The sequence below is a fragment of the Bifidobacterium sp. W8110 genome, from assembly GCF_016101375.1.
Taxonomy (GTDB): domain Bacteria; phylum Actinomycetota; class Actinomycetes; order Actinomycetales; family Bifidobacteriaceae; genus Bombiscardovia; species Bombiscardovia asteroides.
The window spans coordinates 126,039-145,419 of record NZ_JACFQO010000003.1 but is presented as its reverse complement, the minus strand read 5'-3'; the positions used below and the strand labels follow the sequence as shown (position 1 = coordinate 145,419).

Below are 19,381 nucleotides of genomic sequence, written 5' to 3'. Positions count from 1 at the left end.
GTTTATTAGTTTCTTGGACTACTGGTTTCGATATAGTTGAGCTAGTTACAAAGTTGTTAGAAATAAACTTGATCTTATAAAGCGACCGAGCGGTGTCAATTCATACCTGATTTTTATAATGAAGATATCCCGGCTATCATTTTTTATTCACGTTAATTAGAATAGATGATGTGAAAAGACTAGATACTGTGATTAGCTCCATAAGTAGAGATTTAGTTTTAGAAGTTGGTGAAATCTAATCGGGATTTTTAGGCTCGTCACAGTCTATGCGAGTGGATAGAGTTGTAAAGATATTGATTATTGGTGAGGGTGTCTTCTTGGAGGATCACTTGACATTGGGAGAATTGGAATCGGCTAATTCGCTTACGTCGCATCGGAAACACCCGACTAGTAAAGATGTTGCAGCTTTGGCAGGTGTCGCTCAAAGTACGGTCTCCTATGTTATGAATGGGTCACGTCCAGTTTCTAAAGCTACAAAAGACAAAATAATGTCAGCAATGAAAAAGCTGAATTACCAACCTAATACAGCAGCAAGAGTACTTCGGACGTCTAAAACACAACTCATTGCCGTACTTGAAACTATAACGGCAGATTCGGATGCAACCATTATTCCGCCCTATCTCGCGACTATTGCTGAGGAATCGCGTAAGCGTAACTTTGATATCATTCTATCTGCAACGTCAGAAGGACCGGCAGCCTTAACGAGGTTGTCTGGGCGTTCTTCATGCGACGGTTTCATCATCATGGATGTTGAGAAGAATGATCCGCGAATTGAGGTGGCTTCAAAATTAGAGATTCCTTCTGTTATTTTTGGACATCCTAATAGAAGTTTTGGGCTGGATACAATTTATTTTGATTATGAGGCTGCTGCGAAACTTATCGTCGATACGCTCGCATCTGCAGGGCATAGACATATAGTTTTTATTAAACCTGATTCGGAAGGGCGAGAAGATAAATTTAAGTCTTTTGTTCTTTTTTATCGATGTGGGGTGATGAGAGCACGTCAGCTTGGTATAGATGTTGCCATTATACGAATAGGGTCATCAGGATGGAGAGGCATTTCGGTTTCTAAAAAAGAAATCCTAATGAACTGCAGAGATCGTTTGGCGGTAGTTTCAAGATCTCCGCAAGATTTCGAACCCTTACACAGGATTCTTGAACAAGAGCATCTTCGAATAGGAATAGATGTCTCTCTTATAGGTGTTTTCGATGATCCAGTTGCAAAATCATTCCAACTTCCGGTTGCAAATGTATCACCGAGGCCTGAGTTTGTTTCTCGCCGAGTCGTAGATACACTTATAAACCGTATAGAAGGCTCTGTAGACAATCAAATCATTGAGGCGGTTAAACCCCTTGGACTGAATAGTCGTTGTACTCTAGCGCATTTTTAAAAAAAGCAAAAAAGTCGCTTCATTCCTCCCAGCGAGTTAGCATTGCTCTAAATAATTGGTCGTCGGTGAGATGATTATGATTAATTAGTAATACCAACACTTTTTGCTCGTTTTTTGAATAGGTAAAATCTCGTTGCCATTGATAGAAATATGGCCCCTCACCTTCATTCCGCACATAGGACATAAAGCCACTCAGTACATTAGCAGTTTGTGCTATATCAGTTAGACATTCATTTTTAAAATAGTTCGTCCAAACTCCATGTTCGCTTTTATTCAAGACTTCTCTTGCTCTTATATACTCGCGACGAGCTAAACCGGCACTATAGAAGGCTTTTTGCCACATGCCTTTAAACCCTTGTGCCAGTGAATTACATGTGAGAAGAGCGCCACGTGAGCAGTGGGCGTATACCTGTGACTGAAGCAATAAGGTATCTTCGAACAATCTGCGGGCGGTTTTATCCATTTTCAAGGCTCTTTTGTTCTGGAATGTGACTAGGGTTTCATACTGAGCCGCACCTTTTTTACATAGGTCTTTATATGATGTCACCTGTTCTTTCAAGGAGGCGGATTTCCACATCCAATCTAACTCAGTTGATCTACTGTTTGAGTCATGCATGAATTGGCTGATGAGCACCCGAGGAATATAGTTCCAGAATTGTTCACCTGCGTGATTATCCCAATGCGGTCCGAAAGAGACAGCATAATGGAAATAGGCTTGGATTGATTCTTCTACCGCTTGCCTGTTGTCCTTTCCATAGTATGTAGAGGAATATCGCTCATCATGATGTTTAACAAACGCGTCAGGTTTTTCCGAAATTCCTTTCCTCCAAAGATCTGCAATCAAATCGAGGTAGTAGGTATGTGGTTTGATGTTTGAAGCGTTAATGATCCAATAATCAGTGGCCTTGTGGCCAAGGACATGGGTTAATTCTTTGACCACGTCACAAGGATTGTTGGGCAAGGTAGTAATATGGTTTGCCGCTTGAAGATCAAAGAATGAAACATGGTAATAAATTCCTTGTTTACCGGTGTCATCAGATCGTGGCATTGAATCTATACGTGTATCTGTATTGTTCTGGCGGCGAGCAACCATTCGCCCATAGCCATTATCGGACCAGACTTTTATTACATCTCTTGGTATGTTGATTAGTCCTTTTGCATATAAATCGATGACCTCACCGTACAGATATGTACACATTGTTGCATGTGGATTTGCTTGGATAACGATCTCGCGTTGTATCTTGATAATTTCACTTATCAGTTTCCCTCTGGCTTGATCGGTTGAAAAAGCTGGATCGTCCAGCCAAAATGGTCTGTCGCCTTGCCCTCTGAATCCAAGATTCCAAATGGTCTTGCTGTTCTTGTTAGAAGCAACACTGGCCCTCCATAGTGAAATAAATTTATCTTTGTTGATTGACCATGATGGAGCTTCGTGTGGATATACGCTTGAGAACATTGGAGCACCCAGAGGTTCACTGTGGTGCTGAGCGATTACAAGTCCACGTTCCCTTGCCAGTGGTATATGCTTATTGACATCTGAACCTGTACCCGGTATTACCATATTGCCATTGCATCGAAGCAAGGTTTCAAATACCATACGCCATGGCTGCAACCTATCGTTTTCGATGCTCCATTCCATGAGCAAAACTTCATCATTAATAAACCAACCGCGATTTTTTACCAGGAAAGGACCGGAAGTATATTGATAATTATCAGGTAATTCAACATAGTTATGTTGCTTCGCTTTCCAATCCATCCAAAACCAGAAGTCTGGTATTCCAAGTAGCTCGCGGCTTATATGATAAATTCCATATACGAAGCCTAATTCATCCGGGGCACACATACTTAATCCGTTTCTTTCCGCTTTAATAGAGAAAGTCTGTCTAGGCAGATTCGAGTCTTTCTCAAGCCTTAGTGAAAAGTCGGACACATCTGAATCAGAGATAACCTTTTTCAGGTCCCTTTGTAGATCATTTATTGCTAACTGGACAGCCTTGCTAGTTATTCGACCAAGAATTTGTACGTGTGAATGTAAGAGTACCATTCAGTTTCCTTATCTTCCTCTTTGCTTGACAACATAAGTGATCAACCCATGACTGGCACATTCCGCGTTGACTAATACCAGTAAAGAAACTCCAATCAGCGGAATAATGAAGAAGCTATATGGGAGTAAACCCACACCAATGAAAACGATGCACATGTCGAATGATGCGGTCGCTAATGTCCATTTGAGTTGAACAGGGACAAGGAGCGCTGCATTAACCCACTTCTGTTTCATTGTCAGCCCAGTTAAGTTATTCATAGTCGGTAGGTAAATTGATTGCAACAGCAATGCAATGCAAATGATCACACACACGCAAGAAAGAGATTTACCCAGCATGTCTCCACCTTTGTTATAGAAGGCCATGCCAATCCCAGCGAGCACAAACATGAAGATGTTTGTGATTCCCATTTGTAAGGCCGGTTTCCAGATATTCCGAATATAATGCCAGAAGTCATGCCAGACATAAACTATTTTGCCTTCTAATAATGATAGGCAAATGTTGGTGGCTGCAAACCATGCAATAGGCAAAGTCAGGATTGGTAAAGAAGTTACGATCAGGAGGATGTTAAGTTCAATAAGTTGTGAAGTGTGATGAACTACAACATCTTTAACCCTTCTTGGTGCTGATTGACTACTAATATCACAGGCTTCGTCTTGATCAGGCGCGCGTTCAGGTGGATTATAAATTGAATCGAAAAGCTTCATTGTATTTCACTCTAATCATGAGTTCTGCCTTGATACCTGGGTGTGGCTGATTCAGCATCTCCTTGAGTATGCAGAACCAGCCATACCCTGCAGGGAATAATCTATTGAGCTGAATTTATGTTATCTTGTATCTCTTTTTTCATGGATTTTGCAGCATCATTAGCACTTCTTTTGCCGAAAGCGACATCTTGCGAATAGCGGGCAATTATTTTATCGAGGTCAGAGGCTCCATTAGGAGTAACTGCCGGAGATTTGCCGATGGTCTTTGCTATCAGTGTGGGGAAATCAAGTGTTTGTCTTTGAACACCAGTTGAAGTTCCGGAGAGTTCTTTACGAATATCGTTGTTACTTGGAATTCCCCTTTCTGTACCAAGTATTTTACCAGCGGTTTTGTTATTGATAAGGAAATCAACCAACATCGCTGCCTCGGCAGGATGTTTTGATTTGGCTGAAATAGTCCAGTACATTCCAGGTTTGAGATATGAAGCCTTCTCGTTCGCCTTCATTTGAGGTATAGGAACGAGTTTCATGTTATCGGTTCCAGCCGCTTTCGAATAGACAGTGATTTGCGTTGCCTGGGTAAAGCCCATTGCGGCTTTATTGGTCGCAAGATCAGATTGGTCTGTTGTCCCGGAAGCCTGCTCTGAAAGATGATCTGCCGTCCCGGATATCGGATTTTTTCCATGCGTCCAGTCGTAGGACATTTTTAGGAATGAAGACAGAGTCTTTTCTGAGATAGATACCTTATTTTCATTGAAGAGTTGTTCATTGTTTTGCCTCGCCCAAATCTGTAATCCCATGCCGTTATTTAGTGGAGCTATTCCTGTAATTTGTCCATTGGATTTAGTAGTTACTTCTTTTGCAAAGCTGATTAGGTCATCCCAGGTCCACTGCTTTGTATCAGGCAGATTTAGCCCAAGCTTACTTAGGACATCCATATTAACGACTATGCCAAGCGGCGTGGATGAGATCGGAGCAGCATATTGCTTTCCATTTACCTTGCCCATGCCTCTTAAGGAAGAATCCATGTGATTGAGATTCAGATAATTCGAGACACGATCCATATCAAATAGCGAACCTTGGGAAGCATATGATGCAAGATAGAGCTCATCCATTTGCATTACATCCGGTGCATTTCCACCAGCGGAGTTAGTTGCAAGTTTATCCCAGTAGCCAGACCAATCTGAGTATTGTGTTTCGACTGTTATATTCGGATGCTTGCTTTCAAATGCTTGAATTGCTTGCTCTGTTACTTTTACCCGACTGTCGGCTCCCCACCAATCAATGGTAAGAGAGACCTTTCCTTTCGCTGGAGTGACGATAGCTGTTTTCTCAGCCGCAGAATCGGATACACTCGATCCGCATCCTGTAAGGCACATTGCCACTGCCAGGTAAGCAATGGGTAAAATACGATGCCATTTGCCGGTTTTTCGCATAATTGCTCCTTCGTTGTTTTGACTAGAATTAACTTCCTATAGGAAAATGTTGTATTTGTCTCCAATTGCTTGTCATTTACCGCCAGTTGTGGCTATGCCTTCGACTAAGTAGCGTTGACCTAGTGTGAAAACAATCAACAGAGGTATGATTGAAGCCACGCTCATTGCGAACATAGGCCCGAATGAGGATTGAGATTGTGCGTCTATGAAAGTACGCAGAGCGATGGGAACAGTGTACATTTCTGGTTTGGTCAAATATATTAGCTGGCTAAAGAAATCATTCCAAGTCCAGATGAAGGTGAATACGGCTGTCGTCCCAATAGCCGGTTTCATCAAAGGCAGCAATACTTGAAAGAAAATACGTATATGCCCTGCCCCATCGATTTTAGCAGCCTCATCCAAATCGCGGGGTAACCCACGGATGAACTGATACATAAGAAATGTGAAGAAACCATCTGTAGCAAGGAATTTTGGAAGAATTAAAGGAACAAAAGTATTGACCAAATGCAGGCTATTCCAAAGTATATATTGCGGAATTATTATCACATGTACTGGGACCATCAGCATGAGCAGCATAAAGCCAAAGAGAAGACCTCGGAAACGGAATTTCAACCTCGCAAAAGCGTATGCTGCCATGGAGCAAGTAAAAATATTGCCTAATATTGCGCAAGCAACAATCAAGAATGAATTCATAAAATAACGGCTGAAGGGGTAAGTTAAGGCGTTCCACCCTTCACTGTAATTACTCCATACGGGCTTACGCACAACGAGTCCGGAATTCGCGAAGATCTCTGATGGAGCTCTGAGCGAACTGGCGACCATCCATAGTATTGGATAAAGCATGAGAATAGCCAAAGCGAGGACAACGAGCTGCTTCACTATTCCAACCCATGTTTTTGTGTTCTTTGCTCGTGCGTGTTCTCCCGGAAAGTCTGTTTTCTGTATGGTCTTGGATGATGAATTTATAGATGTCATGGCTCTCTCTTGACTATCAGTCGCTATAATGAACCCAAAACTTCGACAAGACGAAGTTAATGATTGTAAAAATGGCAACAATGATTACTAGCACCCATGCCATTGCTGATGCGTAACCCATGCGCATAGATCCAAACCCTTGCTGATACAAATATAGAGTATAGAAAAGTGTGGAGTCTGCCGGTCCCCCAGTACCTCCGGATACCACAAAAGCTGGGGTAAAGTTCTGGAAGCTATTGATAATACTCATGACCAGATTGAAAAAGATTATTGGAGAGAGCATTGGTATAGTAATCGATTGGAACTGTCGCCATTTGCCAGCTCCATCCACGCTGGCTGCTTCATATAGTTCTTTAGGTATCTGGCGAAGACCAGCAAGGAAAATCACCATTGCTGATCCGAATTGCCACACGTGTAATGCAATCAACGTCCAATTTGCTGTAGACGGATTCGCCACCCACGATTGGGTGCTGTGTATACCAAACATCTGCAGTGTCTGATTAATTATCCCATTTGTCCCGAAGATAATTTTCCACAGTACAGCAACTGCTACAGACCCTCCGAGCATCGAAGGTATGTAGAAGGCTGATCGGTAGAAGGCGAGTCCTCTCATGCCCTTGTTGAGCAAAATCGCGAGGGCTAGAGCGGCAACAAGTTGGAGAGGAACGGAAATAATAACATAGGTAAAAGTTACTTTGAGCGCTTGGTGAAAACGCTGGTCAGTGAGCATTCGCTGATAATTTGCCAGCCCCATGAAGCGAGGTGGCTTTAGCATATTGTAATTTGCCAGGCTCAGAAAAAGAGAAGCTATCATGGGAATAAGCGTGAGGCAAGAAGCACCTATGAGCCATGGCAGCAGAAATCCGCATGCGGGCTTAATATCTGTGTTGTTGTTGTCGCGTTTTCCCTTTTTTCGATTGTTTATCAACGTCGCGAATTCTGTTGCGGCGCTCATAGCCCACCTCCTCAGCATAACAGACAAGTAGACACGTCTAACGGTCGACGCAGGGCTTTGTACCTTTGCTCAGACGACTGCAGATACATGTCTTTGACTGTGCGAACACCTCTGTCCTTAAATCGATACGAATTTACTCGATTCGTATCAAACTCTAAAACAGACCGTTGATTTTGTCAAAGTGCCTGTCGAGTATAGAAAAGATTTATAGAATCAGTTTTGATGCTGGAAAATATCTTCTTGTCGATTCCAGCGAAGAAGAGCGAGTTAACGTTTGCTTAAGTCAAGAGTTATTTGTAGTTAGTGATTTGAGCACACAGGCTTTTACATCTATATGCAAAGCACCGAAGAAAAATAGTTCATGGTTATGAACCGTATTGATATTAGTGGGTAAAGTCATAGATACAAGTGCGCGGATAAATTCATTATTTGAGTATCACAACATTCTTGTATTTGAAAAAATTCTATTTATCAAACGTAAGTCATGAGTCAAGACCGTTATATTGAGCTACTGATGCCAGAAACGGAGGGGTCAGCGTTCAGCGCATTAGGTTATTTACATTAGGTTATTTATGGTGAAGCAGTAGATTATATTCAATTACTTTAAATATGTAAGTTGTAATACGGCTATTCCAATACCGGTTTTGTCCGCTTTAACCAATAGATATTTGCCTATCTAATAATGTGGCCCTTCCGTTCTTAATTCTGCATTTTATTTAGTTAATAATTTGGACGAAAGTATATTTGATATTATTCATATTATTTTTTTTTAAATTTTTAGCTATGCTGAGCCCTAATCACTGCTATTACCCTAATCACTGCTATGAATTGAATCTGCTATGGTTGATAGATTGACTTTTACTGCTTGAGATAAAAGATGGAAAAAGAAAACCATATAGCTGATACTGCTCTTTTTTTTTTCTCTCCCTCTCTCGCGCGCGTAGCTATCCATAATATGTCCTTTCAGCTTATGCCGCGATTCTGCAAAAGAAATGTCGTCAGAGAGCGGTCGGGTGGACAATTGACAGTTTTTGGTTTGTGCCGAGTCTGCTCTTGGTTCTTAGCACAGTTTTCTATTCAGTATCACATTTCGGTGAATTACAGGAATTAAGAGTGGAGTTTACAGCGGGAGCATGTACGGTCTCTTTGATCCGGTACGTGATCATGAATTGAGTAAATAAACTTTAATGCTTCGGTTGGTTTCTCAGAATATCTTGCTGCAATCTATACTGCTCTACTAACTTTCTTATTCGCATTTTACAAACCTCGGGTATTAGGAAGCGATAGTATCTGGGTGGTTTCCCCAGTACTTATGTTCCCAAATTCAATTTGGACTTTTGCATCTCCGATTATCCATATACTCCGGCTGCCAGCATAAAGGGAAGGGGAAGAAAGCAAGCTCTGATTAAATATTTTCCGCAGGACTAAAATCCAAGACCAAGAAAGCCAGCTAGTGTTTGATTCATTTGTCTTCGACGTGGGAACGGCGGCCAACCCATAAAGCTATTGCGGTCATTTCAGGATTAGATCTAGGGATTGAACTTGATAAATCAGAAAATGCTCAACCAAGAGATGCGTCACTCTTACAATCATTGTTTCAGGATTATTAATGGTATGGATCCAGCTCGGATGTATATGAGCAGTGCCGGCCCTTGACGGTGTTTGGGAATTTAATGCGGTTTATCCTTTGCTGAGCGTCAAGCAACACAAAGCTGATTGATGCGCAGAAAGCTATCGATTGTTGATTCTTGACGCTGATGTGTCAGCAAACATTGAGAAATCCTCATGATACTTTTTAAGGAGTCTAATCAGTTTATAAAGCCAAGTTCGAGGAATATCCCAAGAAGCCGCTGTTTACTATGAGTCATGAATACAACGAATATACTCAAAAGAAACATCAGCGGGCAACTCTATGTGCCTGGCAAGCGCTCTTCTGGCAACAGGCAAATCCCACCGGGTGAAGATGATTCGCCTATCTACCATGGCGATCCAGCGCCGGTCGATGCCGATATTGTCATTCCCATATACAACGAGGAGACCCAGTTGGTTGACTCCGTATCCACCTTATGCAGCTTTCTGGATCGTCACCCCAGAGATCTGACACCCTTTAGCTGGAATGTCGTGATTGCGGACAACGCCAGCACCGATGCCAGTTGGCAGATCGCCAAGTCCCTGTGTGACTGGTGTCCCAATCAGGTACGCGCCTTGCACCTCACCAGAAAGGGCCGCGGGTACGCCCTGAAACAGGCCTGGCTTGGCTCCAGGGCGACATTCGTAGCATATATGGATGTGGATCTATCCAGCGACATCGGCTCTACGGGCAGCCTTATTCTTCCCCTGCTCCAGGGTGGGGCTGACATCGCCTTTGGCTCGCGTCTGTTGCCGCAATCTCAGGTCACCCGCTCCCCCAAACGTGAATTCATTTTCGCGCACCTACAACCTCATGCTCCGCTCATATCTGGCGGTCTCCTGTCATGATGCACAGTGCGGTTTCAAGGCCATTACTGCCCAGGCTGCGCATGCCCTGCTGCCTCAGGTGAAAGATGACGAGTGGTTCTTCAATACCGAGCTGCTTGTGCGAGCCCAGCAGGCCGGAATGACCATGCTGGAGCTGCCTGTTCGCTGGGTGGAGGATGCCGGCTCGACGGTCGACATTCCAGACACGGTAAAGAAGGATCTGGAAGGCATGCACCGGGTCAGGGAGGGTATGGAGGCCCGAGCGGTCGAGCAGCTTCGCGTCGACCTGGACTCCCCTGCTATCTGGGATCAGATCCGCCAACATGAGCTACGCGGATCCCTCTTGCCTGCAGAAGAGAAGGATCCGCATTCAAGTATGCAGAATCCAGTCAAAGAAGCTGCCGCTTGTTGAGTGGCTGACAGCAGTGGAAACGGACTGACAGCAAACGAAATCAGATATAGAAAGAGCAAACTTCACTTATCTGAACGCTTCATTGGCTTCTAACAGCAGCTATGGCTTCTCCCTCGCATTCACGGACTTTCAATCCGCTACGATCAACAAGCGTAGACACAGTCGCTGAGGAGCACACCTCCCGCGCGTATATTCTGCCCAGACGGACTCGTGGAGATTGGGTGGCGCTTGGAGCCATGCTGCTTGCAGCCTGTGCAATATTCTTCATCAACCTTACAGCATCCGGATATACCAATGAGTTTTATTCGGCTGCGGCCCAGGCAGGCTCGGTCAGCTGGAAGGCCTTTCTCTGGGGGTCCCTGGACTCAGGGAACGCCATCACCGTGGACAAGCCGCCGGCAGCCCTCTGGCTGATGGCACTTTCCGTGCGTATCTTTGGTCTAAGTTCCTTTGCCATCCTCCTGCCGGAAGCGCTGATGGGGGTTACGACCACCTACCTGCTCTATGCCACAGTGCGCCGGTATTGGGGAGACTGGGCGGGTATTGTCACCGGTTTCATCTTCATGCTCACTCCGGTAGCCGCGCTCATGTTCCGCTTCAACAACCCCGATGCCTTGCTGGTCTTATTGATGACCGGTGCCACTCACGCGCTCCTCAGATCCCTGGAGTATGCCAACCATCCTTCTGGCAATCGAAAGCGCACTTGGTGGATGGTCCTGGCCGGTGCTCTGATTGGATTCGGCTTCCTTACCAAGCAACTGCAGGCGCTGCTCGTACTGCCTGGTTTTGCCCTGGCTTTTCTTCTGGCCTCGCCGACAGGCATGGTTCGTCGCATCTTGGATTCACTGGCTGCCATTGGTTCCATGATCGTCGCCGCTGGCTGGTGGGTGCTGCTGACGGTCATCGTGCCAGCCAACGACAGGCCTTATATAGGTGGCTCCCAGCGAAATTCCTTCCTTGAGCTCACCTTTGGCTACAACGGTTTCGGACGCTTGACCGGCAGCGAGGAGGAATCGGTCATACCTGGCCATGGCCATGAAGGTGGCGGCATGCCGGCTGGTGGTGGTCGCGGTGGCGGCAAGTGGGGCCAGACTGGCCTTAACCGTCTGTTCAGCGGCGAGTTCGGTACGCAGATTTCCTGGCTGGCTCCTTTGGCTTTCGCGGGCATTGTCATCAGCTTGTTAGTTATCGGCAGAGCTGCCCGTACTGATGTGCGCAGGGCCAGCGTCATTGCTTTCGGAGGTTGGTCGATCGTTACCTGGCTCGTTTTCAGCTTTATGGCCGGCATTTTCCACCAGTATTACACTGTGGCACTGGCTCCAGCCCTGGCTGCGATGGTGGCCATCGGCGCATTCAGTTTGTGGATCGCCCGGGACAAGCTCTGGGCCAGGATTGTCACGCCGATTCTTATCACCTTCGCGGCCTTCTGGGATTTCAGTCTGGCAGGTCGCTCCCAGTGGCTCCCCTGGCTCAAGTGGTCCATTCTCATAATCGGTCTCATGGGCGCCCTCGGTTTTGCTTTGGCTGGACTCTTGCGAATACGACGACTCGCTCTTGTAGCCCTCATTCTCTCGGTCATAGGGCTTATGGCTGGCCCTGCTGCATGGACGCTGTACACCGTATCCCAAGGACACATGGGATCAATCGTCCTGGCCGGCCCCAGTCTGACTTCAAGGAGCATGGGTGGCGGCCCCGGTGGTATGCCCGGGGGTGCTCCTGGCGGTGGCCGGCATGGTGGTGGTCAGGCATGCGGCATGGCACCTGGCAATATGCAGCAAGGCATACCTGGTGGTGACGGCGGTCCCATGGGTTCATATCAAATGGGTCAAGACCCGACGGATCAGCTGGGACAGCCGAGCAAGCAGGGCCAGATGCCCGGTGGTAGTTCGGATAGTCAACAGCCTCCCAGCATGGGTTCTCAAGGACCAGGTCCCATGGGCCAGGATTCTTCAGGGCCACAGGGGGAATCCAGCTCTTCGGGTGCGCCCTCCATGCGTTCACAGCGCAGGGGCAAATCTGGATTCCATGGGGGATCAGAAGGAGGAAGGATGAAAGGAGGAAGTCTGCTTGGTGGAGGCCGGTCCAGTTCCAAGGTCGTCGTCATGCTGGAAAAGTCATCCGACTCCTACCGATGGTCCGCGGCCACGACAGGATCCCAGCAGGCGGCGGGCTATCAGCTGGCCTCTCAAAAGCCGGTTATGGCCATTGGCGGGTTCAATGGTTCCGACCCCTACCCCAACTTGGAACAGTTCAAGCAGTACGTGAAGGATAAGCAGATTCATTACTACATAGCTGGTGAGATGGGCGGTCATCAGATGGGAGGTTCCGATACGGCCACACAAATCTCGCAGTGGGTGGCCAAGCACTATACCGCAACCACGGTTGACGGCGTCACTGTGTATGATCTGACCCAGCAGCAGGCCAGCTGAGCGGTGGGGGCAGCTCTTGGCTAAGGGATACTCCCAGGTTTGCGGTAACAAGATAAAGATGAGACGAGCCACTGACTTCTAAGCTGTAGGTTGTGAGTAGTTGTCTCTTTTGTGTGGTGTAAAAGTGCAAAGCAGTGAGCGGGCCGGGAATATCACAGTCCGCTCATTTCTTATTGATAAATACAGGAAGGTACTTTTGTCTGATTATTGCAGGATCTGTTATTGCAGTCCAAATCACTGCAGATCAAACTCAATAGCGCCATTGATTTCATTACATTGGTCTGCGTTGCGAGGGTTGCATTGCACGGTAGTAGATAATCCATACAAATGGAACCATTTTCAAACGAACACCGGCTAATAAGAATCTGACAACCTTTGCCACACGAATAGGAGGACAAGTATTTACAAACACGCGATTAAATCACTGCGATACCGCTTGGTCGGTCTGGTCTCATAGTTATAGAATTTATATCTATACAAGCAGACAATGGGGTGCCGATCAGGGAGTGAAATGTCCAAAAATCCGGACGGGACAAAGCCCAAAAGCAATTGGAGGCGGGCCCTTCTTGCCCTGGCAATAGTACTTGTTCTTGTCATGGTTATCATTCTGCCGGGGGCTTCCATTTTGGTCTATGAGGACACCTTCGGAAAACGGTATAACACTCCCGGATGGATGCGTTATGCGCTCGCAGACTTTCCCGGCTTGCGCATGAAGCGGTGCGTCTTCCGGTCCAAGGACGGTAAGAAACTGGCAGGATATCAGTATTCAAGAGAGAATTCGAACCAGCCTGGGGACAAGGCTGAGGGCCTTGTGGTCATTGCTCATGGTTTCGGCGGCGGCGGACAGAATACCTACATGGATGTTGCCAACTACTTCACCTCCCAGGGCTTCCTGGTCTTCGCCTATGACGTCACCGGTAATGATGAAAGCGCTGGCAAGTCCGTCAGGGGCCTTCCTCAAGGGGTCGAGGATCTTGACCAAGCCCTTCGTTTCGTGGAGGGTGAGCAATCATATAAGGGTCTCCCTCTTTTCCTGTTCGGACAGAGCTGGGGAGGCTATGCCGTCGGCGCTGTTCTCAACCTTCACCCAGAGGTCAAGGCCACGGTCATGGTTTCTGGATTCAATCGCTCGATCGATATGATGCGTCAGCCCGGCAGAAAAATCGCTGGCCCTGCCGTCTCGCTCATCATGCCCTGCGTGAGCTTGTATGAGCATATAAAGTTCGGGAAGTTTGCGGGCTATACCGCTTTGGATGGCTTGAAGAAATCCAAGGCGGGAATTTTCATCACTCAGAGCCGGGACGATCAGGTGGTACCGGTCAGATATAGTTATGACCTCTTCCGTGAGGAATTTCAGTCCAACCCACGATTCCGGTTCCGTGAATACCAGGATCGCGGGCACGCCTATGTCTACTATTCACAGGACTCAGTGCGATACCGCAAGCAATTCGACCAGAAATACAAGGAACACATGAGACGACTGGGTCAAAAGCCTTCTAACGAAAGCTATAACGCATATTCGGCCAAGCATTTCGACAAGTCGAGGGGCTTCGAGCTGGATGTGCCGTTGATGAACCAAATGGCGGACTTCTATCGCCAATATATGGATTAAGCCGTAAAAGATACAGCCGGATGAAGTCCCCTTCCATCTAGGGATAAGCCCGCTTGCATTCAGTGCTATTCAGTGGTTTGCCAAGTTGGCCTGATACCAAAGGACGGCGATGTTGATCCGGTCCCTGACCTTGAGTTTTGCCAGTATGCGGCTGACTGTCTTTTTGACCGAGTCGGGCTGCAGCTGGAGGCGCTCGGCAATCTCCGCATTCGTCAGGCCCTGGCTGACCAGCGAAGCGACCTCAAGCTCGCGTTTGCCCAGCTGGGCGAATTTTTCGCGAGCCTTAGACTCATCACTGGCTCTTGTCTTTGGGACTCCCCTCCTGATCACTTCGGCCGTGATGCGCGGCGTAAGAATGGCATCGCCTGCTTGCACCGCATGGATGGCTCTATTCAGATCGGCTGTCTTGACATCCTTGAGCAAGAAGCCGGAGGCGCCTGCCCCTAAGGCTGTGAACGCATAGTCGTCCTCGTCGTAGGTGGTCAGAATAAGAATGCTCATTTCAGGATGGAGCTTTTTGATACGGCTGGTGGCATCCAGCCCGTCCATGACAGGCATGCGCACATCCATCAGAATCACATCGGGCAGAGGCTGCTGATTTTCGGCGGCTGTAGCCAGCTGATCCAGAGCATCTTGGCCGTTGGCCGCCTGTGCTACGACGTGCAAGGTTGGATCCTTGGCGACCATGAGTGCCAGTCCCATGCGGGTCGGGCGCTGGTCGTCGACGATCATGACACGGATCATGCACTTTCCTCCTTACCCCTGTTGTCAGCTGCCATTGCGGCTAGTGAGGGTATGCGGGCCTGCAAGATCCAACCGTCAGGACCAGGACCAGAATGGAAGCTGCCCCCATGAGCTTGCACTTCGGCTCCTAACCTGGCAAGGCCTGTACCGTTGCTACCGTTGTTGTCAGTATCGTTGTTCAAAAGTTGGCCATCATCACGAACGGTAATGTTTGTGCCGCCCTGGCTGTCGTGATCCCAGGAAACCACAATACGATCGACTCCTTGTCCGTGGCGGAGAGCGTTGGTGATCGCCTCCCTGGTCACAGTGAAAGCAAGATTGGCCTGCCTGGGATCCTGTGGTCGGCGGCCTGTCTCTGTCAGGGCAGTGCTGATGCCGGCATGACGGGCGTGGTCGAGGATGGGTTTGATGTCATTCCAGCCATGCTCCTCCCCTATGGACTGCGCTGGGTCGTTTTCAGGTCCTGCCTTTGATTGCAGGGTTTTTACAGCTGTCCGGGTGTCGTCCAATCCCTGTCGTGCCAGGTCGTTGATCATCGAGATGGCCTCATCAATTTCCGGCTTACCGCTGGCATGATCCATCCCCTCGGATAGGGCGATGATGGCGGTCAAGTCGTGACCCAGGCTGTCGTGCAAATCGGCGGCGACCTTGGACTGATACATGGCTTGGTCCCGCTCGCGGGCCAGGGTCTGGGCATGCGAGCGCTCCTCCTCCAGCGCCTGCGCCGACATGCGTGACTGCCTTGCTGAGCGTGAGAAAAAGGCGGCTGTCAGACACAGGGCGAATGCCAGACCAGTCGGATATAGAAGGTCAGTGAAGTGGACATCATGATGCCAGTTGGTAGAGAGTGCAATGCTGAGCAGACCCAGAATGGTGGAACTACACAGTCCGGCTGCCAATGATGCCATGCTTTTGGCTTCTACAGCGCAGGCGTAGAGGTTGACGAGCCAGGGGATGATCAGGTAGGTGCATCCCGAGCCATAGATTGCGGCAGTCAGGGCAAGCAGGCCACTGAAAACCAGTAGGGTCGCCATAGGATATAGGCGGCGCAGGCATAGGGTGACAAGTGCGACAAAAATAATGACCACGAACAGGGGCAAGCCCCAGCTGTCAGACTTCAAAACCTGGTAAAGGGTTCGATTGGCACTGCCCGGGGCGAGAATCAGCCTGGTCAGCATCATCGTCTCGTAGATGGCGCAGAGAAAGACTGCCACGAAGGCCGTGTATGGCCGGTTCCATAACTGAATCCAACCTTGAGTCTTCTTGTCTGCCCTCATCGATGAGCCTCTTCCTGGTAACTGCTGGTAGTCCATTATGCTGTCAGACACTGAAATGTGCGACCTTGCGAGTGCTGCATCCTCTCTTCATTGACTCTGCATCAAAATTAGACTGCTCTGCGGGCCTCGTGCCGGAATATAAGGAGGCTGATCAGCACCCAGAGGATTGCCGTCATGCACGAGGCCGCCATAGAGGCCGTAGACGCGATATTGCCCATGTCACGGGCTGCGGATGCAGTGGTGATCAGGGCCAGCGGATAAGGCAGTGCCAAAGCCGGTGCGGCAACCGACAGCGCACAGCCTGCCAGAGTGAGCAGAAACATGATGCTCATGGTTGAGGCAAAGGATTCGGCTCTGGCAGCTATGGCCTGGGTCAGAGTCATAATGGCCCACACTGACAACGTCATCGGTACGCCACGCATAAGATAGGGACCGAGTTCCGCAGGGTCGAAGCCTCCTACCAGAACACCCACGAGTATGAATTCGGATTCGAAAATGGCGACGGTAAGGAGGGATGCCAGCAGTCCGTGCAGCATCTTCCCGACTATGGCGGTCCCGACCATGCCGGAGGCATTAAGGCGCTGCCAGTTGCGTCCCTTGTGCTCGCTGGCTTCAACCTGGGCTGCAAAGGCTGCGACCAGGACTGGTATGAAGACCATGCTTGGCAGAAGGATCGCCTGCCCCCAGACCGCAGCCCAGGTCACTCCTTGAGCCTGGAAGTCCGGTCTGTAGCTCTGGTACTGGTCCCAACCGTTGAAGATTCCTATGGCGTCGAAGAGCATGGTGGCCAGCCAGTACCAGAGATTGCCGGCCTTGCGAATCTCCCATCTGAGGGCGGCGGCGATCGATGGCTTGTGGCGATGCATCGGGGTGATGGTTATAGCGTTTACAGGGTATTGCCTGTTCATCGGTCTGACTCCTTGACCTTGACGATGAGTGCTGATATTCCCGACCAGATAATGTATGCCAGAAGGCTGGTCAGAACTTTTGGCCAGGGGTTGGTGACCAAGGTCATTCTGGCAAAACCATCAGAGCTGGCTGAAAACAGGAACGGGCTGGCGGCGGAACTGATCCCGGCCGGGAAGAACCAGCCCAGACCCGGCATACTCATCGGGGCCAGTCCAGTCCCGATCAGACCGGCTATCACACCCAGTCCCAGGCCTATGGCCTGCCTTTCGATAGTCAGGGAGAGGGCGAGTTGTATGGTCGTGACAGCCATGGATGAGAAGCAGGCAATCAGTGTCGGAAGGAGTATGTATTCGGCCAGACTGCCCTCGAGATGGAACCCTTGTGCCGAGGCCGTCAACGGTATCCAAGTCAGAGGAATTACGAAGCAAAGTGTAAGCGCGCACCCCGCAACTACGAGCTTGGCAAGAAACATCCCCATCGGGCTCTGGCCCAAGGAGAGCCATTTGAGATCCATGCGCTCGCTGCTCTCCATGACGGCAAGCCGGCTGGTCAGCAGGGCCGCGAGGATTGGTGCCAGCAGGCCTACGGTCTGGAAGATCTCACCTTGTGCAAGGGCTACGGTACGAGTGGCGGGGTTCGAAGATTCAGCTCGTTTCATGAATGCCAAGCCCGACCATGACGAAACCAGAACAATCATGCCCAAGGCCATCCACCAGAATGAGGAGCCTTTCAACTTGCGAAGCTCCATGGAAAGCAGAACAGGTAGCCCTCCTGGATGGGATGGGCGTGGCGGTTTTCCCAATCGAAATTCTTCGGACCGCATGGAGATTGATTCGACAGAGCTCATCGTGTGCTCCTCCGTTTAAGACCGGACGGCTTCATACCACTCTGAGCTACATGGTTCTGTAAGACATAGTTTTGTGGAATATGGTTCTGCGGGTTTTCCACTAGTTCGAGGAAGGCCTCTTCCAGGCTTTTGCGTTCGGAAGCGACACGGTATACCAGCAGACCATGCGAAACCAGTCGAGTTACCAGCGACCCGATTTGTGGATCGGGTATCTCGGGAATTCGCAGGGTTGCGCTCTTCCTGATATATTCGTGGTGAATGCCTTGAGCTTCGAGCATCTCTGATGCGAGCCCAGGATCGGACACCCGTAGATCGATATGACCCTCTTCCCGCAGGTTTTTCAAAGTTCCCTGGTAGAGCAAATGACCATCGGCAATGATGCCAACCACCGGAGCCATCTTTTCAATCTCCGACAGGATATGGCTGCTGATGATGACAGTGACCCCCTCCGAGGCGGCCAAGTCCATAATCATTCGTCGCACCTCGACCACTGCCTCGGCATCCAAGCCATTGGTGGGCTCATCCAGGAGCAGGAGCTCCGGATGTGAGATCAGCGCCATGGCGATGCCCAGCCGCTGCTTCATCCCCAGGGAGTAGGCGCCCGCCTTCCTATTCTCGTATCCCCGCAATCCAACCTTGGTGAGCACTTCTGAGGAAGCCGAAACTGGCAGACCCAGATAATCGGCTACCATGCGGCAGTTATCGAGACCTGATAAGCCTGGGTAGAAGCTGGGTCCTTCAATCATGGAGCCCACACGGCCCGGCTGGATCCTGCTCTTCTTCCCGACCTGCTGTCCAAGCAGCCACATGCTTCCAGCAGTCGGTTTTGTCAATCCCAGAAGGAGTTTCATAGTGGTCGATTTTCCGGCTCCGTTTGGTCCCAGCAGTCCGTAGACCCCGCCTGCCGGCACCCGTAGATTCAGTCCATCCACGGCTTTGAATCCGCCATAGGCCTTGACCAACCCCTGTGTGGACACAGCCAGTTGCGGGTCGTTGTTTCCGTCCGTATATGCCATTGCGCCTCCCCTTCCAAATCGGAATTCAACTGATTCCTATGCAAGTTCGGCGGGCGCAATCCTTCAACGCGGGAAAAGAAACTGTCCCCTGCAGGGGACACGTCGCTGCTGACGAGGCTAATTTGCACATATGGGGAAGGAGTCTCGCCGGATTTAGTCGTTTTCATAATCG

15 protein-coding genes are annotated in these 19,381 nt (G+C 49.0%); 5 read left to right on the top strand and 10 right to left on the bottom strand.

Annotation, left to right across the window (positions count from 1 at the left end):
* Nucleotides 1–266: 266 nt before the first annotated feature.
* On the top strand, nt 267–1,391 hold the full coding sequence (locus tag H3T88_RS06625) for a LacI family DNA-binding transcriptional regulator (RefSeq protein ID WP_110417170.1): 1,125 nt from the start codon (nt 267–269) through the stop codon (nt 1,389–1,391).
* Between the two features lie 19 nt (nt 1,392–1,410).
* On the opposite strand, the gene H3T88_RS06620 is transcribed toward H3T88_RS06625, so the two are convergent.
* From H3T88_RS06620 to H3T88_RS06600, 5 genes are all read right to left on the bottom strand, one after another.
* Nucleotides 1,411–3,435 carry a glycosyl hydrolase 115 family protein gene (locus tag H3T88_RS06620; protein ID WP_198204023.1) on the bottom strand — a complete coding sequence of 675 codons (2,025 nt, stop codon included), beginning with the start codon at nt 3,433–3,435 and terminating at the stop codon, nt 1,411–1,413.
* Nucleotides 3,436–3,444: 9 nt separating this feature from the next.
* Nucleotides 3,445–4,140, bottom strand: a complete 696-nt coding sequence (locus H3T88_RS06615) for a DUF624 domain-containing protein (protein ID WP_198204022.1) — start codon at nt 4,138–4,140, stop codon at nt 3,445–3,447.
* A 101-nt stretch (nt 4,141–4,241) separates the two neighbouring features.
* Entirely contained in the window at nt 4,242–5,576 is a 1,335-nt protein-coding gene (locus tag H3T88_RS06610; protein WP_110417173.1) for an ABC transporter substrate-binding protein, read from the bottom strand.
* 72 nt (nt 5,577–5,648) lie between these two features.
* On the bottom strand, nt 5,649–6,551 hold the full coding sequence (locus H3T88_RS06605; protein WP_198204021.1) for a carbohydrate ABC transporter permease: 903 nt from the start codon (nt 6,549–6,551) through the stop codon (nt 5,649–5,651).
* A gap of 16 nt (nt 6,552–6,567) precedes the next feature.
* Entirely contained in the window at nt 6,568–7,506 is a 939-nt protein-coding gene (locus H3T88_RS06600; protein ID WP_110417175.1) for a carbohydrate ABC transporter permease, read from the bottom strand.
* Nucleotides 7,507–9,372: 1,866 nt separating this feature from the next.
* Between H3T88_RS06600 and H3T88_RS06595 the strand changes: the two genes are divergently transcribed.
* The 4 genes from H3T88_RS06595 to H3T88_RS06580 all read left to right on the top strand — a co-directional run bounded on the left by H3T88_RS06595 (nt 9,373) and on the right by H3T88_RS06580 (nt 14,416).
* Entirely contained in the window at nt 9,373–9,984 is a 612-nt protein-coding gene (locus tag H3T88_RS06595; protein ID WP_198204020.1) for a glycosyltransferase, read from the top strand.
* Complete coding sequence (locus H3T88_RS06590; RefSeq protein ID WP_198204019.1) at nt 9,950–10,375, top strand: hypothetical protein; 426 nt, start codon at nt 9,950–9,952, stop codon at nt 10,373–10,375. The genes H3T88_RS06595 and H3T88_RS06590 overlap by 35 nt, the downstream gene beginning before the upstream one ends.
* Nucleotides 10,376–10,596: 221 nt before the next feature.
* Nucleotides 10,597–12,804, top strand: coding sequence for a glycosyltransferase family 39 protein (locus H3T88_RS06585; protein ID WP_332461022.1), 2,208 nt, complete (start codon nt 10,597–10,599; stop codon nt 12,802–12,804).
* Between the two features lie 625 nt (nt 12,805–13,429).
* Entirely contained in the window at nt 13,430–14,416 is a 987-nt protein-coding gene (locus H3T88_RS06580; protein ID WP_198204017.1) for an alpha/beta hydrolase family protein, read from the top strand.
* A gap of 69 nt (nt 14,417–14,485) precedes the next feature.
* On the opposite strand, the gene H3T88_RS06575 is transcribed toward H3T88_RS06580, so the two are convergent.
* The 5 genes from H3T88_RS06575 to H3T88_RS06555 all read right to left on the bottom strand — a co-directional run bounded on the left by H3T88_RS06575 (nt 14,486) and on the right by H3T88_RS06555 (nt 19,209).
* The gene (locus tag H3T88_RS06575; RefSeq protein ID WP_198204016.1) at nt 14,486–15,160 is read right to left on the bottom strand and encodes a response regulator transcription factor; all 675 of its coding nucleotides are present in this window, start codon (nt 15,158–15,160) and stop codon (nt 14,486–14,488) included.
* Nucleotides 15,157–16,437 (bottom strand): sensor histidine kinase, encoded by a 1,281-nt coding sequence (locus tag H3T88_RS06570; protein ID WP_198204015.1) that lies wholly within the window; start codon nt 16,435–16,437, stop codon nt 15,157–15,159. The genes H3T88_RS06575 and H3T88_RS06570 overlap by 4 nt, the downstream gene beginning before the upstream one ends.
* A 107-nt stretch (nt 16,438–16,544) precedes the next feature.
* Complete coding sequence (locus H3T88_RS06565) at nt 16,545–17,345, bottom strand: ABC transporter permease (protein ID WP_198204014.1); 801 nt, start codon at nt 17,343–17,345, stop codon at nt 16,545–16,547.
* Nucleotides 17,342–18,169, bottom strand: coding sequence for an ABC transporter permease (locus tag H3T88_RS06560; RefSeq protein WP_269748986.1), 828 nt, complete (start codon nt 18,167–18,169; stop codon nt 17,342–17,344). Before H3T88_RS06560 ends, H3T88_RS06565 begins: the two co-directional genes overlap by 4 nt.
* A 20-nt stretch (nt 18,170–18,189) precedes the next feature.
* Nucleotides 18,190–19,209: an ABC transporter ATP-binding protein gene (locus tag H3T88_RS06555; RefSeq protein ID WP_198204012.1), complete on the bottom strand. Its 1,020-nt coding sequence runs from the start codon at nt 19,207–19,209 to the stop codon at nt 18,190–18,192.
* Between the last annotated feature and the right edge of the window lie 172 nt (nt 19,210–19,381).